This window comes from Variovorax paradoxus (assembly GCA_016806145.1).
Taxonomy (GTDB): domain Bacteria; phylum Pseudomonadota; class Gammaproteobacteria; order Burkholderiales; family Burkholderiaceae_C; genus Variovorax.
In genome coordinates this window covers 444051-463211 of the sequence record CP063166.1, presented here as the reverse complement: position 1 = coordinate 463211, position 19161 = coordinate 444051, and the positions used below count along the sequence as shown (strand labels likewise).

The 19161-nt window shown below is 70.4% G+C and carries 20 protein-coding genes; 4 read left to right on the top strand and 16 right to left on the bottom strand.

Annotated features, from left to right (window positions below; genetic code table 11):
* Positions 1 to 13: 13 nt before the first annotated feature.
* From INQ48_02185 to INQ48_02115, 15 genes are all read right to left on the bottom strand, one after another.
* Positions 14 to 151 (bottom strand): hypothetical protein, encoded by a 138-nt coding sequence (locus INQ48_02185; GenBank protein QRF58102.1) that lies wholly within the window; start codon positions 149 to 151, stop codon positions 14 to 16.
* Between the two features lie 231 nt (positions 152 to 382).
* On the bottom strand, positions 383 to 784 hold the full coding sequence (locus tag INQ48_02180; GenBank protein QRF58101.1) for a PaaI family thioesterase: 402 nt from the start codon (positions 782 to 784) through the stop codon (positions 383 to 385).
* Positions 785 to 845: 61 nt separating this feature from the next.
* Complete coding sequence (locus INQ48_02175) at positions 846 to 1553, bottom strand: phytanoyl-CoA dioxygenase family protein (GenBank protein QRF58100.1); 708 nt, start codon at positions 1551 to 1553, stop codon at positions 846 to 848.
* A gap of 50 nt (positions 1554 to 1603) precedes the next feature.
* On the bottom strand, positions 1604 to 2710 hold the full coding sequence (locus tag INQ48_02170; GenBank protein ID QRF58099.1) for a MerR family transcriptional regulator: 1107 nt from the start codon (positions 2708 to 2710) through the stop codon (positions 1604 to 1606).
* A 16-nt stretch (positions 2711 to 2726) separates the two neighbouring features.
* Complete coding sequence (locus INQ48_02165) at positions 2727 to 3836, bottom strand: YeeE/YedE family protein (protein ID QRF58098.1); 1110 nt, start codon at positions 3834 to 3836, stop codon at positions 2727 to 2729.
* A 50-nt stretch (positions 3837 to 3886) separates the two neighbouring features.
* Complete coding sequence (gene soxB / locus INQ48_02160; GenBank protein ID QRF58097.1) at positions 3887 to 5614, bottom strand: thiosulfohydrolase SoxB; 1728 nt, start codon at positions 5612 to 5614, stop codon at positions 3887 to 3889.
* 22 nt (positions 5615 to 5636) lie between these two features.
* Positions 5637 to 6302 (bottom strand): sulfur oxidation c-type cytochrome SoxX, encoded by a 666-nt coding sequence (gene soxX, locus INQ48_02155; GenBank protein ID QRF58096.1) that lies wholly within the window; start codon positions 6300 to 6302, stop codon positions 5637 to 5639.
* 11 nt (positions 6303 to 6313) lie between these two features.
* Complete coding sequence (soxA, locus tag INQ48_02150) at positions 6314 to 7117, bottom strand: sulfur oxidation c-type cytochrome SoxA (GenBank protein ID QRF58095.1); 804 nt, start codon at positions 7115 to 7117, stop codon at positions 6314 to 6316.
* Between the two features lie 9 nt (positions 7118 to 7126).
* Positions 7127 to 7438 (bottom strand): thiosulfate oxidation carrier complex protein SoxZ, encoded by a 312-nt coding sequence (soxZ, locus tag INQ48_02145; protein QRF58094.1) that lies wholly within the window; start codon positions 7436 to 7438, stop codon positions 7127 to 7129.
* Between the two features lie 50 nt (positions 7439 to 7488).
* Positions 7489 to 7944 carry a thiosulfate oxidation carrier protein SoxY gene (soxY, locus tag INQ48_02140; protein ID QRF58093.1) on the bottom strand — a complete coding sequence of 152 codons (456 nt, stop codon included), beginning with the start codon at positions 7942 to 7944 and terminating at the stop codon, positions 7489 to 7491.
* Between the two features lie 49 nt (positions 7945 to 7993).
* Positions 7994 to 9052 carry a c-type cytochrome gene (locus tag INQ48_02135; protein QRF58092.1) on the bottom strand — a complete coding sequence of 353 codons (1059 nt, stop codon included), beginning with the start codon at positions 9050 to 9052 and terminating at the stop codon, positions 7994 to 7996.
* Complete coding sequence (gene soxC, locus INQ48_02130; GenBank protein ID QRF58091.1) at positions 9036 to 10379, bottom strand: sulfite dehydrogenase; 1344 nt, start codon at positions 10377 to 10379, stop codon at positions 9036 to 9038. Before soxC ends, INQ48_02135 begins: the two co-directional genes overlap by 17 nt.
* Positions 10380 to 10398: 19 nt before the next feature.
* Positions 10399 to 10710 carry a c-type cytochrome gene (locus INQ48_02125; GenBank protein QRF58090.1) on the bottom strand — a complete coding sequence of 104 codons (312 nt, stop codon included), beginning with the start codon at positions 10708 to 10710 and terminating at the stop codon, positions 10399 to 10401.
* A 155-nt stretch (positions 10711 to 10865) separates the two neighbouring features.
* Positions 10866 to 11336: a hypothetical protein gene (locus INQ48_02120; protein QRF58089.1), complete on the bottom strand. Its 471-nt coding sequence runs from the start codon at positions 11334 to 11336 to the stop codon at positions 10866 to 10868.
* Positions 11333 to 12298, bottom strand: a complete 966-nt coding sequence (locus INQ48_02115; GenBank protein ID QRF58088.1) for an MBL fold metallo-hydrolase — start codon at positions 12296 to 12298, stop codon at positions 11333 to 11335. The genes INQ48_02120 and INQ48_02115 overlap by 4 nt, the downstream gene beginning before the upstream one ends.
* Positions 12299 to 12424: 126 nt before the next feature.
* Between INQ48_02115 and INQ48_02110 the strand changes: the two genes are divergently transcribed.
* Positions 12425 to 12841 (top strand): DsrE family protein, encoded by a 417-nt coding sequence (locus INQ48_02110; GenBank protein QRF58087.1) that lies wholly within the window; start codon positions 12425 to 12427, stop codon positions 12839 to 12841.
* 22 nt (positions 12842 to 12863) lie between these two features.
* Here the strand turns inward: INQ48_02110 and INQ48_02105 are convergent, their stop codons facing one another.
* Complete coding sequence (locus INQ48_02105; GenBank protein QRF58086.1) at positions 12864 to 13190, bottom strand: helix-turn-helix transcriptional regulator; 327 nt, start codon at positions 13188 to 13190, stop codon at positions 12864 to 12866.
* 285 nt (positions 13191 to 13475) lie between these two features.
* Here INQ48_02105 and INQ48_02100 point away from each other — a divergent pair, with 285 nt between their 5' ends.
* From INQ48_02100 to INQ48_02090, 3 genes are read left to right on the top strand one after another with little or no spacing between them, the layout of a single operon-like run.
* Positions 13476 to 14582, top strand: a complete 1107-nt coding sequence (locus INQ48_02100; protein ID QRF58085.1) for an efflux RND transporter periplasmic adaptor subunit — start codon at positions 13476 to 13478, stop codon at positions 14580 to 14582.
* The gene (gene mexI, locus INQ48_02095; GenBank protein QRF58084.1) at positions 14579 to 17689 is read left to right on the top strand and encodes a MexW/MexI family multidrug efflux RND transporter permease subunit; all 3111 of its coding nucleotides are present in this window, start codon (positions 14579 to 14581) and stop codon (positions 17687 to 17689) included. The genes INQ48_02100 and mexI overlap by 4 nt, the downstream gene beginning before the upstream one ends.
* 17 nt (positions 17690 to 17706) lie before the next feature.
* Complete coding sequence (locus INQ48_02090) at positions 17707 to 19155, top strand: efflux transporter outer membrane subunit (protein QRF58083.1); 1449 nt, start codon at positions 17707 to 17709, stop codon at positions 19153 to 19155.
* Positions 19156 to 19161 lie beyond the last annotated feature (6 nt).

The following is a 19161-nucleotide window of genomic DNA, read 5'->3' as shown; positions in this document are numbered from 1 at the left end:
TTAGCGCATCGATTCACCGCGCGGAACCGTCCCTGCGCCGCGCGCGATGCTCGTGGCGCCGCGCGGTGCGCGACAGCACCAGCCAGGCGAAGCCCAGCGGCACGAACAGCGCCGCCAGCGCGAGCAGCGCATGGAGCCAGTCAGTGGCCATGGCGCGCTCCGTCATCGAGCCGGTTCAGCCCGAGCACCGCGGCGGCCACCACGACCCACAGCGCCAGCAAGGCGCTCATCACGACGATGTCCATGCATCACTCCTGCGATCCATCAAGAAGACGGATCGCAGTCTCGGCAGATGCGTGTCAAAACGGGGGAAAGAGTCGGGGGCGGGCCGTAAAGAAAGCGTAAAAACGCCCGCGCCGGAGCGCCTTCGCGGTCCAGGCGTTCAGCCGCCGCGCCGCAGCAGCTTGCCCGTGGACGAGGCGCGCGCGATCAGCCGGCCATCGACCGACCACAGGTCCGCTTCGAGGAACACCACGCTGCGGCCCCAGCGCAGGATGCGCGCCTCGGCCTCGAAGGTCGCGACGTCGGCCCGGTCGAGGAACGAGATCTTGAGCTCGAGGCTCGCGAGGCTGGCCGCGGCGTCCTTCGCGTTCACCGCGAAGGCCATCGCGCAATCGAGCCATGCGGTGACCAGGCCCCCTTGCACCACCGTGCCCTCGCTGTGCGCGAACTCGGGCCGCGCGATGAAGCGCACGCGCGCGGCGCCGGCCTCGGCATCGCTGTGCAGCAGCTGCGAAAAGCCGATGGTGTGCATCAGCGCGCTCGGGAATTTTTCGGTGTCCATGCGGGGATTTTCGCGTGGCCGTGCGCGCGGCCGTGACGCCTCGGCGTCTCCCGCTGGCGCGTCAGCGCTGGAAGATGCAGCGCGCGGTCGCCATCATCCGCGGCTGCTTCGTTGCGTTGACCGAGGGCGTGTGCAGCACGCGCATGTCCATCAGGAACACGTCGCCGGCGCGGCCGCACATCTCGACGATGGCCACGCCCTGCTGGCCCAGGCGGCGTTCCAGGTCCACCGGATCCTTGAGCAGCTCGCGCAGCGCGGGTTGCGAATCCGAAGCCGGCCGCCGCGTGTCGATACGGTGCGAGCCCGCGAGCGCGAGCGTGGCGCCGCCATGGGGCGCCAGGTCGTCGATCAGGAAGAAGGCCTGCACGCCGGGTAGCGGGTCCTGAGGCCGGGCCGCGAGGTCCACATGCCAGTTCAGGCCCTGCAGGCTCCAGTCGCCTTGCTGCGGCGGCGACAGCAACAGCTGCGTGCCTTGCGGGCCCGCCGCGGGCGGCGACGCGAGGCCGCCGAGCTGGCCAACGAGATCGAGCAGCGCCGGCGTGACCAGGGCTTCATGCAGGCCCGGGACATTCACCAGCGCCGAGAGCTTGCCGATCTGCTGGAACAGCGGCAGGCGCTGCACCGCGCTCATCCCGCCCTTGGCGCCGGCCAGGCGCTTGAGTTCGTCGCGCAGCTTCTGGCGCAGCGGAGCCATGCGGGGCTTCGGGTGGAAGCCTTCGAGGTGGAGACAGCCGTGGGTCCTGAATTGATCGATCTGCGTCGGGTTCATGGAAGCATTGGGAACAACTGCCGACAGTGGAACACGCCGGCGGCCCGGCGTCAGTCAGCCGAATCCACCACCTTCGGCCGCCACGCGATCACGCCCTGCGTGCGCGCGCGCACCTCGGGTGTCGCGAGGCAGGTGGCAACAGCCTCGTAGCCGGGTGCGCCTTCGAACGGCGCGACATAGGTCGGCGGGCTGTGGTTGGCCGGGCACAGCAGGATCGACTCGTGCGCGCCGACCGCCGCGAGATCGAGGAAGGCGCTCGAGCGCGTGAGCAGGAACAGCGGCCGCGCCTCGGCGCCGCGGCGGCGCAGGTGGGCGATCAGCGCTTCCTGGGTCGCGTGGTCGAGGCCCTGCTCCACCATGTCGACGACGAGGGCGGCGGGGCCTTCGGCTTCGAAGCCGGCCAGCAGCGCGGTCAGGGCCTCGGATCCGGTCGCACCGTCCTCCACGAGCCAGGCCAGCGCGGCATCGACGCGCGATCGCAGGCCGGCGTCCTCGCGCAACCGCGTGGCGGTGGCATCGCCCTCGGCGCGGTCGAGCGGCAGGAAGACCGCGCCCGGCAGCCGCTCGGCGATGCGCAGCGCAAGCCGCGTCTTGCCGCTGCCCAGCGGGCCGACGATGTGGTTGATGGGCCGGATGTCGTTGAGCGCGAAGCGCTCGCCGCCCCAGGGCCAGGGCAGTTCGAACTCGAGCGCGAGTCGACCGGCGGGCTGCAGCAGACGCGCGAGTTCGCCGGGCGCGGGCAGGCGTCCGCGCGCGAGTTCGTCGCGCAGGCCGCGCACCCTGTCCAGCGTGGCATCGAGCTCTCGCGCCTTGGCTTCGAGCGCTGCCTGGTGCGCGGCCAGCGCCGGTGCCAGGCCTTGCGCATCGCCCTGGAGCACGCGCGCCATCTGCGCGAGGCTCAGGCCCAGCGCGCGCAGCGCGACGATCTCGGCGGCACGCGCCATCTCGGCGGGACCATAGGAACGCCAGCCGGCTGCGGTGCGCGCCGGCACCAGCAGGCCGCGCTGCTCGTACAGCCGCAGGGCCTTGGCGGACACGCCGAGCCGGCGCGCGGCCTCGGCCGGGTTCAGGAAACGGGAAGAAGGGGTCACGGAATCACCTCGGTGTTGCTGCGATGCCGTCTTTATCGAGGTGGCCGCAGGGGCCGGGTCAAGCATGGCGCACCCGACGCGATCAAAGATCGCGCTGCAGCTGCCAGGCCTGGTACTTGAGGCTCGCCACCGCGCCCGCGACGATGCCGGCGATCGCCGGCAGGCTTGCGAGGCTCAGCGTGGAGAGCGCGCTCAGGCCCTGGCCGATGGTGCAGCCCATGGCGGTGACGCCGCCGATGCCCATCAGCACGGCGCCGCCCAGGTGGTGCGCGAGGTCGCCGCTGCCGGCGAAGCCTTCCCAGCGGAACTCGCGCGTCCACAGCGCCTGCGCGGCGGCCCCCACGATCACGCCGGCTACCGAGGCGATGCCCAGGGTCAGCAGCTTGTTGGCGTCGCTGTAGAACATCAGCCAGTCGAGCGCATAGGCCACGGGCGTGACGAAGCTCAGCGCCTCGGCGCGGCCGGAGTTGGTGGCGAGGAACACGTGCTCGAGCGTGAGCGGATGCTCCTCGACCACGGCCCAGTGGCCGCTGAGCCACCAGGCGGCCACCACCAGCGCGCCGATGGCGAGCCCGCCCGCGAGGCTGCGCGCATCGCGCCGGCCCCAGGCGGCCCAGGCGATCAGCGCGCCACCCGCGACCAGGCCGATCGCGAGCCGCAGCGGCGCGGCCTGTATGCGCAGCGCGCCGGCCAGCACCTCGGGCAGCGAGGCATTGACGGCCAGCTCCAGGTGCACCGCGTCGACGGTGGCCACGCGCAGCACGGCGGTGATGCCCTTGAGCGTGGCGAAGGCCGCGATGCCCATCACCAGCAGCACGACCAGCGCCTTGAGGCTGCCGCCGCCGACGCGCACCAGCGTCTTGTTGCCGCAGCCCGAGGCCAGCACCATGCCGAAGCCGAACAGCAGGCCGCCGACCAGCGCCGAGAGCCAGAGGATGCGGTTCGATGCATAGAGCGTGCGGTCGGCATCGACCCAGCCCGCGAACACCAGCGCCGAGAAACCGATCAGCGCGACGCCGCCGGCCGCGGCCCATTGCCGCACGCGCGTCCAGTCGCCGAGGTTGACCACGTCGCTGATGGCGCCCATGGTGCAGAAGCGCGTGGCGCGCGCGACGGCGCCGAACACGGCCGAGAGCGCGAAGGCCGCCGCGAGCGCGAACGAGGTGAGGAGGGAGACCTGTTCGACAGACATGCGGCGATTCTAGGGAGCGCGGCGCGCGGCCACGCGCCCGCCGGCGGCCGTCAGGCCAGCCCCGGATTGGGCACGACGTTCTTCAGCACCGGCGCCTCGGGCGCGCGCGCGGCCACCACCTTGCGCGACTTCAGCCAGGGCTCGATCACCTCCCACACCGGCTTGTTGCCGGCGCTGCGCGCCTCCTCGCTGACCGGCGCCCAGCCCGCCACCTTGTAGGTGCGGCCGGCCTCGATGGGCTTGCCGTCCAGGCGCATGTCCTGGATGCGCTGGCCCATCGCGGCCGTGGGATCGCAGGCGTACTGCAGGCCGCCCACGCGCACCATGTCGCCGCCCTGCTGGTAGTAGGGGTCGGGGTTGAACAGGTTGTCGCAGACGTCCTCGAGCACGGTCTTGAGCATCTCGCCGCTCATCGGCGTGACGGTGGCGTACGAGTAGGTGGTGGCGGTCATGTCCATCAGCCATTCGCGCGTGATGGGCTGGCCCGGCAGCAGCGAGGTGCCCCAGCGGAAGCCCGGCGAGAAGGCGATCGGCGCGTCCTGCACCTCCATCAGCGCGTCGAGCAGCAGCTGGTCGCCGGTGCCGTTGAAGTTGCCGCGCCGGTACAGCGTGCCGTCGGTGTGGGCCAGGGTTTCGGACAGCTTCGCTTCGTAGGGCGCGCGGATGCGCGTGATCAGCGCGTCCATCTCGCGGTCGGCCGGGATCAGGTCGGAGAACACCGGCAGCAGGCGATAGCGGAAGTCGCTGACCTTCTTGCCCTTGACCTCGAAATCGAGCACGCCGAGGAACTTGCCGTTGGAGCCGCCGTTGACCACGATGGTCTTTCCGCCGGCGTTGCTCACCAGCGTGGGCATGGGCGTGCCGTCGTGCGTGTGGCCGCCGAGGATGGCGTCGACGCCGCGCACGCGGCTGGCCATCTTGAGGTCCACGTCCATGCCGTTGTGCGAGAGCACGACCACCACCTGCGCGCCCTTGGCGCGCGCTTCGTCCACGACGCGCTGCAGGTTGTCGTCCTGGATGCCGAAGGTCCAGTCGGCCACCATGTAGCGCGGGTTGGCGATCGGCGTGTAGGGAAAGGCCTGGCCCACGATGGCGCAGGGCACGCCGTTGATCTCGCGCATGACGTAGGGCTTGAAGACCGGATCGCCGAAGTCGGCGGTCTTGACGTTCTGCGCGACGAACTCGACGCGGCCCGCGAAGTCCTTGTCGATGATCTCCTTCACGCGCTCCATGCCGTAGGTGAACTCCCAGTGGCCTGTCATCACGTCGACGCCGAGCAGCTTGCAGGCATCGACCATGTCCTGCGCCTGGGTCCACAGCGAGGTGGCCGAGCCCTGCCAGGTGTCGCCGCCGTCGAGCAGCAGCGCACCGGGCCGGTTGGCCTTGAGCTGCTTCACCAGGGTGGCGAGGTGCGCGAAGCCGCCGACCTTGCCGTAGCGCTGCGCCGCACGGTCGAAGTCGAGGTGCGTGAGCGCATGCGCCACGCGCGTGCCGGGCGCCACGCCCGCGGCCTTGAGCAGCTGCTCGCCGACCAGGTGCGGCACCTTGCCGCGCATGCTGCCCAGGCCGATGTTCACGCTCGGTTCGCGGAAGTACAGCGGCTTGAGCTGCGCATGGCAGTCGGTCATGTGCAGCAGCGACACGTTGCCGAAGCGCGGCAGCGCGTACATCGCATCGACGGCACCGGCCGCACTGGCGCCGTCGTGGCGCCCCAGGCCCAGGCCGGCCACGCTGCCGGCGCCCAGCAGTTGCAGGAACTCGCGCTTGGAAAGGTTCATGGAAGCGGTGGGCCCTCTGCGTCTATCGGTTGACCGGCGACTGCGGATCGAGCAGCAGCCCCATCACGTCGCGGATCTGCGCTTCGTCGAGGATGCCCGAATGGCCGACGCGCGGCATGTTCGAGCAGGCGTTGTAGGCGCGCGCGTTCCAGAGCTTGCCCCAGGTGTAGTCGACGATCGGCTTCGAGGCCGCGGCCGCGGGGTCGCTCACGCCGCGCAGCTTGCCGTACTGGTAGAGGCTCGGGCCGAGGGTGCCGAAGGAGATCTCCTCCTTCGACATCTGGTGGCAGTTGTAGCAGTTGCCGCCGTTGGCCGGGCCCTTGGCGGAGGCGGCCGCATCGGTCCAGGTCAGGCCGCGCCCGTTCTGCGCGATCTTCTCGCCCTCGCGCCAGTCGCCGACGAACCGGCCGTCGGCGGGCCAGCGGATGGTCTTCATGTTGGCCGCCTCGATGTCCCTGGCGGTCTTCTCGTCGAGCGGCTTGCCGCTGGCGTCGGCCTCGCTGCAGGCGCGGTTGGCCGGGTCCTGCACGAGGCGGTCGACCTTGGCGATGCCCTGGTCGCGGAACGAACTCTTGAGGGCCTCGGCCGTGTAGCGGTCGATGTCGGCCGCGCTGTCGGCGCTCGCGCAGCCGAACAGGGCCAGCGCGCAGGCGACCGCGACGGCGCCCAGGATGTGGTCGGCATTCATGTCGCGTTCCTTCAGCGCTTGATGGCCGGGGCCGTGGTCTTCACGCCCTTGCCGTTGACGCCCATGTACACGGCCAGCGCGATGGTCACGTCGCTGGCATAGCCCGGGTAGGGAAAGCGCTGCTGGCGGAAGCAGTCGTTGAGCCGCCGCTGCATGCCCCAGAGCTCGCCCGAGGACACGCGGTAGGCCGGCCAGGCACCGAAGCCGTCGCCGGCGCCGGGGCTCTTCGTGAGGTTCGGCAGGTCCTGCAGCCGGATGCGCTTGTCGTCGGCGCCGTGGCAGGTGGCGCAGGCGAAGTCGTGCGGGCCGGCGCGCAGGAAGAACAGGCGCTTGCCCACCTCGTAGGCGCGGCGCTCGCTCGCATGCGACTGCGGCAGGTTCAGCGCCATGCCCTTCGACTCGGCCGAGATCCACGCCACCAGCGCCTCGAGGTTCTTCTGCTCGCCGCTGCCGAACGGCGTCTTCGCGATCTCGGCGGCATCGAAGCCCTGCAGGGTCTGCATGCAGGTCAACAGGCGCGACTCCATGTCCTGCACGCGGCCGGTGTCGGCGAAGTGGCGCGGCAGCTCGGCGAACGCGCCCTTGACCACGCCCGGGCCCTTGCCGAGGTCGCACTTCTCGAGCGAGGCGCCCTTGGGCCCGCGCTTCTGCTTCCAGAGGTCCTCGCCCTTGGCCTCGAACAGCTCGGCCGGGTTGCCGTCCTGCAGCAGCGCGCGGTACTCGGCGATGCCTTCGGCGGTGGTCTTCTGCGCGGCGGCGTGCAGCGACAGGCTGCCCGCCAGCAGCAGCAGGCACGAAAGTGGGATCTTGCGCATGGCGACCGCCTAGCTGACGGTGGCTTCGTCGGTGCGGGTGTCGCCGCGGTTGTCCTTCCAGGTCACCGAGATCTTGTCGCCCGCCTTCGCGCCCTTGAGCGTGAACTGCATGAACGGATTCTTCGAGACCGCGGGGCCCCAGTCGGCCGTGAGCACGGTCTTGCCGTTGAGCGAGGCCGTGACCTCCTGGATGAACCAGGCCGGGATGGTCTTGCCCGCGGCGTCCTTGCGCTGGCCGGTTTCCATCTCGTGCGCCATCAGGATGCGAACGGTCGTCTTGTCGCCCGCGGCCTGGGCGCGGATGCGCATGGGATCTGCCATGGTGGGTCTCCTTCTCTCGTTGTTTCTTCGTGGGGGGACTGGTGCCGGCGTCAGCCGCCGCAGCCGCCCAGCGTGACCTTGACTTCCTTCTTCGCGAACAGCGCCTTGCCGTCGTTCATGACGGCGATCGCGTACACGTCGGAGGACTGGCCCAGCTTGGCGCGCGTGGTGAAGTTCGCCTCGACGAACTCCGAGGTGTTGAAGATCGCGACCACCGCGTTCGGGTTCTTCTCGACCAGCAGCATCAGCTGCTTCACGCCGGCCAGCGAGGTCGCGACACTGAGCGGCACCACGGCGCCGTTCTCGGCGATGTCGGGGCCGGTGATCGTGACCTCCTTGCTCTCGGTGGGCGTGCCCGCGCCGATGGCCTTGAGCGCATCGGCCACGCTCTTGGCCTCGAAGGCTTCCTTGGTATAGGCCAGCGCGCTGGCCGGCAGCCAGGCGCCGGTGGCGGCGAGGCCCGCGAGCGCGGCGGACTGCTGGAGGATCTGTCTGCGGTTCTTCATGGCTTGTCTCCTGTCGAATCGATGGTGGGCCGGGTGCGCCGTTGCAATGTCATGGCCCGGCGCTTTCGGCGAGCCAGCGCGCCACGGCCCTGGCATCGTCGTCGCCGATGGTCTGCGGCGGCATCGGGATCGCACCCCATACGCCGCTGCCGCCGCTCTTGATCTTCTCGAGCAGGTGGTCGACCTGGCCCGGGTATTTCTTCGCGATGTCGGAGAAGGCGGGGCCGACGAGCTTCTGCGTCATGCCGTGGCAGGCGACGCAACTGTTCTTCTCGAGCACGGCGAGCGGGGCCTTCGAGGCCGGTGCCGCCGCGGCGGGGGCGCCGGTCTTCGTGGCCGGCGCGGTGTCGATGCCGCGCTGCGGGCCCACCAGCCGGTTCTGCTCGGCGAGGTTGCCGTGGCTGCCGCGCGCATGCGGCGGCAGCTGCGACACGGTCTGCGTGGCCGGCACGCAGTCGCGCATGCAGGCGACCGCCGCCACGTCGGGTTTCACCGCGCGGCCGAACTCGTTGCCGGGCCACATCGCGTGCGCGGTGGTGGTGCCGTTGCGGTTCGGCATGCGCGCCTGCACCTCGCGGATGTTGCGGTCCGACAGCGTGAAGTCGTCGGGCACGATGCCGCCGAGGTTCAGCATGTAGGCGGTGACGGCGAACACGTCGTCGGGCGTCAGCGACTTGGGCTGGTTCCACGGCATGGCGCGGTAGACGTAGTCCCAGACGGTCGAGAGGCTCGCCACCTTCATCAGCGTGGTGCGGCCCGGGAAGGCCGGGTCCTTGAGCCGCGCGACATGGCCGGTCTTGATGTCCTCGGCCGTGGTGCCGCCGACGATGGGGCTGAACACCTGGTTCGATTCGCCGAACACGCCGTGGCACGAGGCGCACTTGCCCTCCCAGATGTCCTGGCCACGCGCGACCGAGCCCGAGCCCTGGGGCAGGCCCTTGAAGTCGGGGCGCACGTCGATGTCCCAGGCCGCCACTTCCTTCGGCGTGGCGTCGCGCCCGATGCCCGGGTAGGCGGCCTTCGGCTGCGCCCAGGCGGCGATGCAGACGCCGCAGCCCGCGAGCGCCAGCAGCGCGCGCAGCACGATGCGGCTAGCCGAGCTGGACATTCGCCACCTCCCCGTTCGCCTGCACCTGCCAGGACTGGATCGCGTTGTTGTGATAGATCGAGCGCGTGCCGCGCACCGCGCGCAGCTGGCGGTAGCCGGGCTGCACGTAGCCGGTGTCGTCCATCGCGCGGCTCTGGATGATCGCGGGCGAACCGTCCCACGCCCAGTCGATGTTGAAGCGCGTGAGGCACTTCGAGAGCACCGGCGACTCGAGCCGCGCGCTGCGCCAGTTGCGCCCGCCGTCCACGCTGACGTCGACGCGCTTCACCTTGCCGCGCCCCGACCAGGCCAGGCCGGTGATGTTGTAGAAGCCCTTGTCCAGCAGCGTCTGCCCGCCCGAGGGCGTGGTCACCACGCTCTTGCATTCCTGCACGCTGGTGTACTGGCGATGCTGGCCGTCGGGCATCAGGTCGACGTAGTGCACCGTCTCGTCCTTGGTGCCGTAGGGCATGTCGCCAAGCTCGATGCGGCGCAGGTACTTGACCCAGCTCACGCCCTGCACGCCCGGCACCACCAGCCGCAGCGGATAGCCCTGCTCGGGCCGCAGCATCTCGCCGTTCTGGCCGTAGGCCACCAACACCTCGCCCGAGCGCACCAGGCTCATCGGGATGGTGCGCGTCATCGAGGAGCCGTCCGCGCCCTCGGCCAACACGAAGCGCTCGCCCTTGAGGTCGGCGCCGGCCATCTCGAGCAGCGTGATCAGCGGCACGCCCGTGAACTCGCTGCACGACAGCATGCCGTGCGTGTACTGCGCGGTGGGCACGGCGACGTTGCCCCATTCCATGCCGGTGTTGGCGCCGCATTCGATGAAGTGGAAGCGCGAGACCGAGGGCAGCCGCATCAGCTCGTCGAGCGTGAAGACCTTCGCGGCCTTCACGAGGCCGTTGATCATCAGGCGGTGCTTCGACGGGTCGATGTCCCACCAGCCCTGGTGATGGCGCTCGAAGTGCAGGCCGCTGGGCGTGACGATGCCGAACAGCGACTGCAGCGGCGCGAACGAGACCGAGGCCTGCGCGGTCGGCGTGAGGCCGGGGCTCTGGCGGCGCTGCACGTTGCCCTCGTACTTCGAGGGCTTGCCGTAGCCGTCGGTGACCACGGGCTGGCCGAGGCCGGTGCTGTGCGCGGGCAGCTGGAGGATCGCGGGATCGCCATCGGACTGCGCGAGTGCCGAAGCCGCCGCGCCGCCCGCGACGGCGGCCGCGAAGGCGCCGCGGATGAAATCGCGCCGGCCCTTGCGCGCTTCCGAGAACACGGTGCGCACGCCCTGCGCGTCGACGAAGTTCTCGGGCGCCTTGCGCACCTGGCCGGGCTGCTGGATGTTGCTCATCGCAGGCCTTCGCAACCGCCTACTTGGCGCCGCCCAGCACCCACGCGGCCAGCGACTTGGCGTCGGCCTCGCTCAGCGCGGGCTGGCCCGGCATCGGCACCGGGCCCCACTTGCCGCTGCTGCCCTTCTGGATGCTCGCGGTGAGCACGGCCAGCGCATCGGACTGGCCCGCGTACTTCTTCGCGACGTCCTGGTAGGCGGGGCCCACGAGCTTCTTGTCGGTCGCGTGGCAGGCGAGGCAGGCGTTCTTCTGGGCCAGCTCCTTGCTCGCATGCGCCTGGACGCAGATCAGCAATGCGGCGGCGACCGCGAGCGACGGCAACAACTTCAATTTCGTCTCCTCGAAACTCGCATCGAAGCTGCCAGTTTCATCGTTAAATAAGTAAATCGTTATGTATTGATTTTAGGAGTCCGGGCGTCGATGGGAAGGGCTTCGTGCCTGGGGGAAACCCGCTCGTCATGCAAATGCATAACGAAGCCGTGGCCTCATGCGCGCACGGCCGCGCGGGCCTGATTCAACCGCTGCTCGAGGTAGGCGCCATAGAAATCCGAGGCCCCGCCCGCGAGCCGCTCGGCGACCTCGCGCGCGCCGCGGCCGAAGAACAGCAGCGTGGGCGCGACCGCGATGCCCCAGGCCGCGAGCATGGCCTCGTGCGTGCGCGGCGCGCCGTCGAAGTCGCGCACCATGCGGCGGTCGCGCAGGTCGATCTGCACCACGGGCAGGCCCGTCGCCAGCTCGGGCATCAGGTAGTGCTCGCGCACGATGCGGCAGAAGGGACAGCCGCGCAGGCTGGCCATCACGACCAGCGGCTGCGAACGCGCGAGCGCGGCGGCGAGCGCATCGGCGAGCGAGTCCGGCGCGGGCAACGCGGATTCGGCCGCATGCGCCACGGGCCAGGCGCACGACAGCGCGATGCCCGCGAGGGCCAGGCGTCGCGTCGGGCCACGCGCGTTCATCGTGTCTCCTGCTCCATCAGCAGGTAGGTGTTGTAGGCATTCATGCGGTTCGCGGCCTTGAACAGCGGCATGGCCTCGTAGCGCGACCAGTCGGTGGCCGCATAGGCCTCGTCGAAGGGCGTCATGTCGGCCGCGGCCTTGCGCATGGCCTCGCGCAGGAACACGAGGTAGTCGCGCGTGAGCTGCAGGTCCTGCTTCGGATCGGAGGAGGCCGGCCCGTGGCCCGGCACGATGGTGCGCGCATCGAGCGCGAGCAGCGCATCGAGCGCCGCGATCCAGTGACGGCTGTCGGCCGTGCCCACGTAGGGAATGCGGTTGCGGAACACCACGTCGCCCGAGAACAGCACCTGCTGTTGCGGCAGGTAGATCGCGAGGTCCTCGGGCGTGTGGGCCGGGCCCGCGGGCTGGATCACGAAGCGCGTGCCGCCGATGGTCATCTCGGTGCGGCCCTCGAGCCAGACATCGGCCGGCACCAACCGCGTGCTCTCGTCGATCCACGGCGCGAGGTCCTTGCGCGAGGCCTCCAGGCGCAGCCGCGCCGCATCGGAGTACAGGTAGCTCTTGGCCAGCGCATGCGCGATCACCTGCGCGCCCAGCGCCTTGAACACCTGCAGGCCGTAGATGTGGTCGGCGTGGTAGTGCGTGAGGATCACATGGCTGATCGGCTTGGGCGTGATGCGGCGGATCTCCCGCACCAGCCGCTCGGCCGCGGCGGGCGAGCCGAGCGCATCGATCAGCACCACGCTGTCGCGCGTGACGACGAAGCCCGCGTTCGAGATGAAGTTCTGGTTCTCGGCCGAACCCAACGCCGGCACGCCCTGCACGTAGTAGACATCGGGTGCGACGGCGCGCGGCGCGATGTCGGGCGCGGCGAGCGCGCTCGCCATGAAGAGGCCGAAGGCCAGCGGCCACAGCGCGCGAAGAAGCGCGCGAAGAGGCGCGCGAAGAAGGAGCGGGAACATCGTGGCGTCTCTCTCTTTTTTTCATCGTCGCGCGATGCATCGCCGCGCGACTCCGGACTTGCCCGGCTGTAAATATAAGTAGAAGATGATATTTTGAGGGCTACAACAACAACCGAGGGTTTCCCAATGAGACAGGCATTCATCGCGTTCCTTCTCGCCATCGCGGCTTCGTTCGCCGGCGCGCAGCAGGTGGTCAAGGCGGTCTATCACGTCAACACCGGCGTCGAGACCAGCGCGGCCATCCTCGCCAACATCACGAACCACCTCAACGCCGACCCGAAGGCGAAGATCGTGGTGGTCACGCACGGCCCCGGCATCGACTTCCTCCTGAGCGACGCGAAGGACAGCAAGGGCCGCGAGTTCAGCGGCCCGGTGAGCGCGCTGGCCGCGCGCGGCGTGGTGTTCGACGTCTGCAACAACACGCTGAGCACACGCAACATCGACGCGGGCCGGCTGCTGATGGAAGCGAAGGTGGTGCCCTCGGGCGTGGCCGAGGTGGCACGGCTGCAGGCGCAGGAAGGCTACGTCTACCTGAAGCCCTGAGGGCGGCGGCCCGGCACGGGCCTCAGGCCTGCTCGATGGCGATCTGCACGCAGATGCTGCGGCACAGCGCCACCACGGTCTCGTTCGCGATGCTGTAGTAGATGCTCACGCCCTCGCGGCGCCGCGCGAGCACGCCCGCCTGGTAGAGGGTGTTGAGGTGCTGCGACATGTTGGGCTGCGTGGTGTCGATCTCGGCCAGCAGCTCGCTCACGTTCTTCTCGCCGTTGCACAGCAGGCTGACGATCTTCAGCCGCATGGGCGCGGCCATGGCCCGGAACAGCTCGGCAGCGATGTCGAAGACCTCGTCCTCGGTGACGGCCGCGGGCTTTTTTCGGGACTTGGTGGCCATGCTGAAAGATTCTTGAGCAGGCCGCAATGTACATCGGCCCCCGGCTCCGCGCGCAATGCACGGCCGCCGCGCCGGTGAATCGCGCGCGCCGCGCGCGTCACAAACCGCCCCCGTGGCCCGTCTTCGAAGCAGCGGCATGTGCCGCTCGACTTTCGGAGATTCCCTCATGCACGACACGACCCGGATAGCCCGCCTTCATCGGGGGCATTGCTTTCCTTTATTCGACAGGCCCGCGCGAGCCCGCCAATAATCCAAGCACTTTCTTTGATTAATAACGGTAAGATCATGAACGCACGATCAAGGGCCTGGCTCGGCGCCGGCCTCGCGGCAGTGGTGGTGGGAGGGGCCGGCTACGGCCTCGTGGCCACATCGAAGGCGGCCGACGGCGGCGGTGGCGGCATGCCGCCGGCGCAGGTGGCGGTGGCCGTCGCGCGGCAGACCGAACTGCCGCGCTTCCTCGGCGGCATCGGCACGCTCGAAGCGAACCGGCAGGTCGAGGTGCCGGCGGAGGCGGAGGGGCGGATCGCGAAGATCCTCTTCACCGCGGGTGCCGAGGTGCGCGCGGGCCAGCTGCTGGTGCAGCTCAACGACGCGCCCGAGCAGGGCGACCTCGAACGGCTGCAGGCGCAGCGCGCCAATGCCAGGGCGCTGCTCGAGCGCACGCGCCGGCTGCTGCCGCAACAGGCCGCCACGCAGGAGCAGCTCGACCAGGCGCAGGCCGGCTACGACCAGGCCAGCGGCGAGCTGCGGCGGCTGCAGGCGCAGATCGCCCAGAAGCGCATCGTGGCGCCCTTCGACGGCCGGCTGGGCCTGCGCAAGGTCAACCTCGGGCAGTTCGTGCGGGCCGGCGACGCGCTGGTCTCGCTGACCGACGCCCGCACCTTGCTCGCGACCATCACCCTGCCCGAGGCCGCCTTGCCTGCGCTACAGCGCAACCAGCAGGTGCTGCTCAACGTCGACGCCTGGCCCGGCCGCGCCTTCCAGGCGCGGCTCAGCGCGATCGAGCCGCAGATCGGCAGCGACACGCGCACCGTGCGGCTGCAGGCCGCGATCGACAACGCCGACGGCGCGCTCGCGCCCGGCATGTACGTGAGCGCGCGCGTGGCGCTGCCGACGCGCGCCGACGCCATCACCGTGCCGGAGACCGCCCTCACCTACAGCACGCACGGCGACTCGGTCTACGTGGTGCGCCCGGCCGACAAGGGCGAGGGCTTCGTGGTGCAGCAGCTGTTCGTGACGGCCGGCGACCGGCAGGACGGCCAGGTGGTGATCGAGAAGGGCCTCCAGGCCGGCGAGCGCGTCGTGACCTCGGGCCAGCTGCGCCTGTACGGCGGCGCCGCGGTGCAGCCGATGGACAAGGACACGCTGGCCGCGCAGGAGCGCAAGTCATGAGGTTCACCGACCTGTTCGTGCGCCGGCCCGTGCTGGCGCTGGTGGTGAGCACGCTGATCCTGCTGCTGGGTGCGCGCGCCCTCGGCTCGCTGCCGGTGCGCCAGTACCCGCTGACCGAGAGCACCACGCTGACCATCACCACCCAGTACCCGGGCGCCTCGCCCGAGCTGATGCAGGGATTCGTGACGCAACCGATCGCGCAGGCGGTGGCCACGATCGAGAACGTCGACTACCTGTCGTCCTCGTCCACGCTGGGCCGCAGCGTGATCACCGTGCGCATGAAGCTCAACGCCGACGCCAACCAGGCGCTCACGCAGGCGATGGCGCAGGTGAGCCAGGTCAAGTACCGGCTGCCGCAGGAAGCCTTCGACCCGGTGATCCTCAAGTCATCGGGCGAGGCCACGGCGGTGGCCTACGTGGGCTTCTCGAGCAAGACCATGGGCGTGCCCGCGCTCACCGACTACCTCTCGCGCGTGGTGCAGCCGCAGTTCGCGTCGATCGAGGGCGTGTCGGGCGTGGAGGTCTCGGGCGGCCAGACGCTGGCGATGCGCGTGTGGCTCGACGCCAACCGCATGGCCGCGCGCGGCATCTCGGCCGGCGAGCTGGCCGACGCGCTGCGCCAGAACAACGTGCAGGCGGCGCCCGGGCAGGTCAAGGGCCTGTACGTGGTGTCGAACATCCGCGTCAACACCGACCTGGTGAACGTGGCCGAGTTCCGCGACATGGTGATCAAGCGCGACGGCGATGCGCTGGTGCGCCTGGGCGACGTGGCCACGGTCGAGCTGGGCGCGGCGAGCGCCGACGTCAGCGCGATGATGGACGGCGACAAGGCCATCTACCTCGGCCTGCAGGCCGCGCCCAACGGCAACCCGCTGGTGATCGTGAAGCGCATCCGCGAACTGCTGCCCGGCATCAAGCAGAACCTGCCCGCGGGCGTGGAGGTGCAGCTGCCGTTCGAGCTCGCGCGCTTCATCGAGGCCTCGATCGACGAGGTGCGCCAGACGCTGCTCGAAGCCGTGGTGATCGTGGTGCTGGTGATCTTCCTGTGCCTGGGCTCGGTGCGCGCGGTGCTGATCCCGGTGGTGACCATTCCGCTGTCGATGCTGGGCGCCGCGGCGCTGATGCTGGTATTCGGCTTCTCGATCAACCTGCTCACGCTGCTGGCGATGGTGCTGGCGATCGGGCTGGTGGTGGACGACGCGATCGTGGTGGTGGAGAACGTGCACCGCCACATCGAGGAAGGCAAGTCGCGCGTGCAGGCCGCGCTGATCGGCGCGCGCGAGGTGGCCGGCCCGGTGATCGCGATGACGCTCACGCTGGCCGCGGTCTATGCGCCCATCGGCCTGATGGGCGGGCTCACCGGTTCGCTGTTCAAGGAATTCGCCTTCACGCTCGCGGGCGCGGTGGTGGTGTCGGGCGTGATCGCGCTCACGCTGTCGCCGGTGATGAGCTCCTTCCTGCTGCCGCAGGACGCCACCGGCACGCGCATGGCGCGGCTGGCCGAGGGCTTCTTCCACCGCCTGGCCACCGGCTACGGCCGCGTGCTCGACGTGTCGCTGCGCCACCGCTGGGTGACGGGCGCGCTGGCCGCGGTGGTGCTGGCGAGCCTGCCCTTCCTCTACAACGCCGCGCAGCGCGAGCTCGCGCCCGGCGAGGACCAGGCCATGGTGCTGACCGCGATCAAGTCGCCGCAGCATGCCAACATCGACTACGTCGAGAAGTTCGGCAAGAAGTGGGACGACGTGTTCGCCGCGCTGCCCGAGAACACCGGCCGCTGGCTGATCAACGGCTCCGACGGCGTGTCGAACTCGATCGGCGGCGTGCAGCTGTCGGACTGGAAGGACCGCCAGCGCAACGCCGACCAGATCCAGCACGAGGTGCAGGGCAGCATGGGCGCGGTGGAAGGCAGCAACATCTTCGCCTTCCAGCTGCCCTCGCTGCCGGGCTCCACCGGCGGGCTGCCGGTGCAGATGGTGATCCGCAGCCCGGGCGACCACCGCAGCGTGTTCGAGGCCATGGAGGCGCTCAAGAAGGCGGCGCGCGAGAGCGGCAAGTTCGCCGTGGTCGACAGCGACCTCGAGTTCAACAACCCGGTGGTCGAGGTGCGCGTGGACCGCGCCAAGGCCAACAGCCTGGGCGTGACCATGAAGGCCATCGGCGACACGCTGGCCGTGCTGGTGGGCGAGAACTACGTCAACCGCTTCGGCATGGACGGCCGCTCCTACGACGTGATCCCGCAGACGCCGCGCGAGCAGCGGCTGACGGCCGAGGCGCTGTCGCGCTACTTCGTGAAGAGCGCGAGCGGCCAGCCGGTGCCGCTGGCCAACCTGGTTCAGCTGTCGACCAGCGTGGGCCCGAACAAGCTCACGCAGTTCAACCAGCTCAATGCCGCCACCTTCCAGGCCATTCCGATGCCCGGCGTGACCATGGGCGACGCGGTGGCCTTCCTGAGCGCCGAGGCGAAGAAGCTGCCGGCCGGCTTCAGCTACGACTGGCAGTCCGACGCGCGCCAGTTCACGCAGGAGGGCTCGGCGCTGGTGCTGGCCTTCGTGTTCGCGATCGTCGTGATCTACCTGGTGCTGGCCGCGCAGTACGAGAGCCTGCGCGACCCGCTGATCATCCTGGTCAGCGTGCCGATGTCGATCTGCGGCGCGCTGGTGCCGCTGGCGCTGGGCTTCGCGACCATCAACATCTACACCCAGATCGGGCTGGTGACGCTGATCGGGCTGATCAGCAAGCACGGCATCCTGATGGTGGAGTTCGCCAACGAGATCCAGACGCGCAAGGGCCTCGACCGCCGCGCCTCGATCGAGGAGGCCGCGCGCATCCGCCTGCGGCCGATCCTGATGACCACGGCCGCGATGGTGGTCGGCTTGGTGCCGCTGCTGTTCGCGAGCGGTGCCGGTGCCAACAGCCGCTTCAGCATCGGGCTGGTGATCGTGGTCGGCATGCTGGTGGGCACGCTGTTCACGCTGTTCGTGCTGCCCACGATGTACACGCTGCTGGCGCGTGACCACCGCGCCGCGGGGCAGTCGAAGCGCGCGGCCGAGCTCGAGGCGCTGGAGGACGGCCCCGCCGCGCCGGCCACGGCGGGCGGCCACGCATGACGCACCGGAGAACGACCATGAAGGCCTTGACCCTTTCCCTGTCGACGCTGGCCACGGCGCTGCTGCTGGCCGGCTGCGCGGTCGGCCCGCGCTACGCGGCGCCCGAGACCTCGCCGGTGGCGATCGCCGCGCCCGAGCGCCACCTGTTCGCGCCCGACGCGGTGCAGCGCGACTGGTGGCGCCAGCTCGAGGACGCGCAACTCGATGCGCTGATCGAGCGCGCGCTGGCCGCCAACCACGACATCCGCATCGCGCAGGCGCGGCTGCTCGAAGCGCGCGCCGTGCAGGACGAGGCCGAGCTCGACCGCTGGCCCACCGTGACGGTGGGTGCTAGCAAGACCCGAAGCATCGCGCAGGGCAACGGCGTGCCGGCCGAGGCGCGCACGCTCGCCGAGAGCAGCCGCCTGGGCTTCGACGCCGGCTGGGAGATCGACCTGTTCGGCCGCCTGCGCCGGCTCGACGAAGCAGCCAGCGCGCGCGCCGAGGCGCAGGCCGCCGACCTCGAGCAGGCGCGCATCGTGGTGGTGGCCGAGCTCGCGCGCAACTACTACGAGATGCGCGGCGCCGAGCAGCGGCTCGCGGTGACGCAGCGCACGCTGCAGAGCCTGCGCGACAGCCTGCGCGTGACCGAGGCCCAGGTCGGCATCGGCCGCGGCCTCGCGGGCGACCTCGCGAGCGCGCGCGCCAACCTCGCGAGCACCGAGAGCCAGCTGCCGCTGTTCGAGACCGCGGGCCGCCAGGCCGCGCACCGCGTGGCGGTGCTCGCGGCGCTGCAGCCGGCCGAGCTCGAGCCGATGCTCGCGCCGCGGCCGCTGCAGGTGCTGGCCAAGCGGCTGCCGGTGGGCGACCTCGGCGACCTGCTGCGCCGCCGGCCCGACGTGCGGCGCGCCGAGCGCGGCCTGGCCGCGAGCACGGCCGACGTGGGCGCGGCCACGGCCGCGCTGTATCCGCGGCTCGACATCGGCGGCTTCCTCGGCTTCGTCGCGCTGCGCGGCTCGGACCTGGGCAGCGGCTCGAGCCGCGCCTTCAGCCTCACGCCGGGCCTGAGCTGGCCCGCGCTGCGGCTGGGCTCGGTGCGCGCGCAACTGCGCGGCGCGCAGGCCCGCGCACAGGGCGAACGCGCGGCCTACGAGCAGACCGTGCTGCGCGCCATCGAGGACGTGGAGAACGCGCTCACCGGCTACGGCCAGAACCAGCAGCGGCTGCAAAGCTTGGTGCTGGCCTCGGAACAGAGCGCGCGCGCGGCCGAGCTGGCCGAGGTGCGCTACCGCGAAGGCGCCGCGCCCTATCTGTCGGTGCTCGATGCGCAGCGCACGCTGCTGCGCGCGCAGGATGCGGTGGCCGAGGCCGAGACCGCCTCGTACACCAGCCTGGTCGCGCTCTACAAGGCCGTGGGCGGCGGATGGCAGGCGCCCGATGCCCAGGGGCTTTCGGGCGTTTCCGCGAAGGACGCCCCAAGCACCTGACAATGC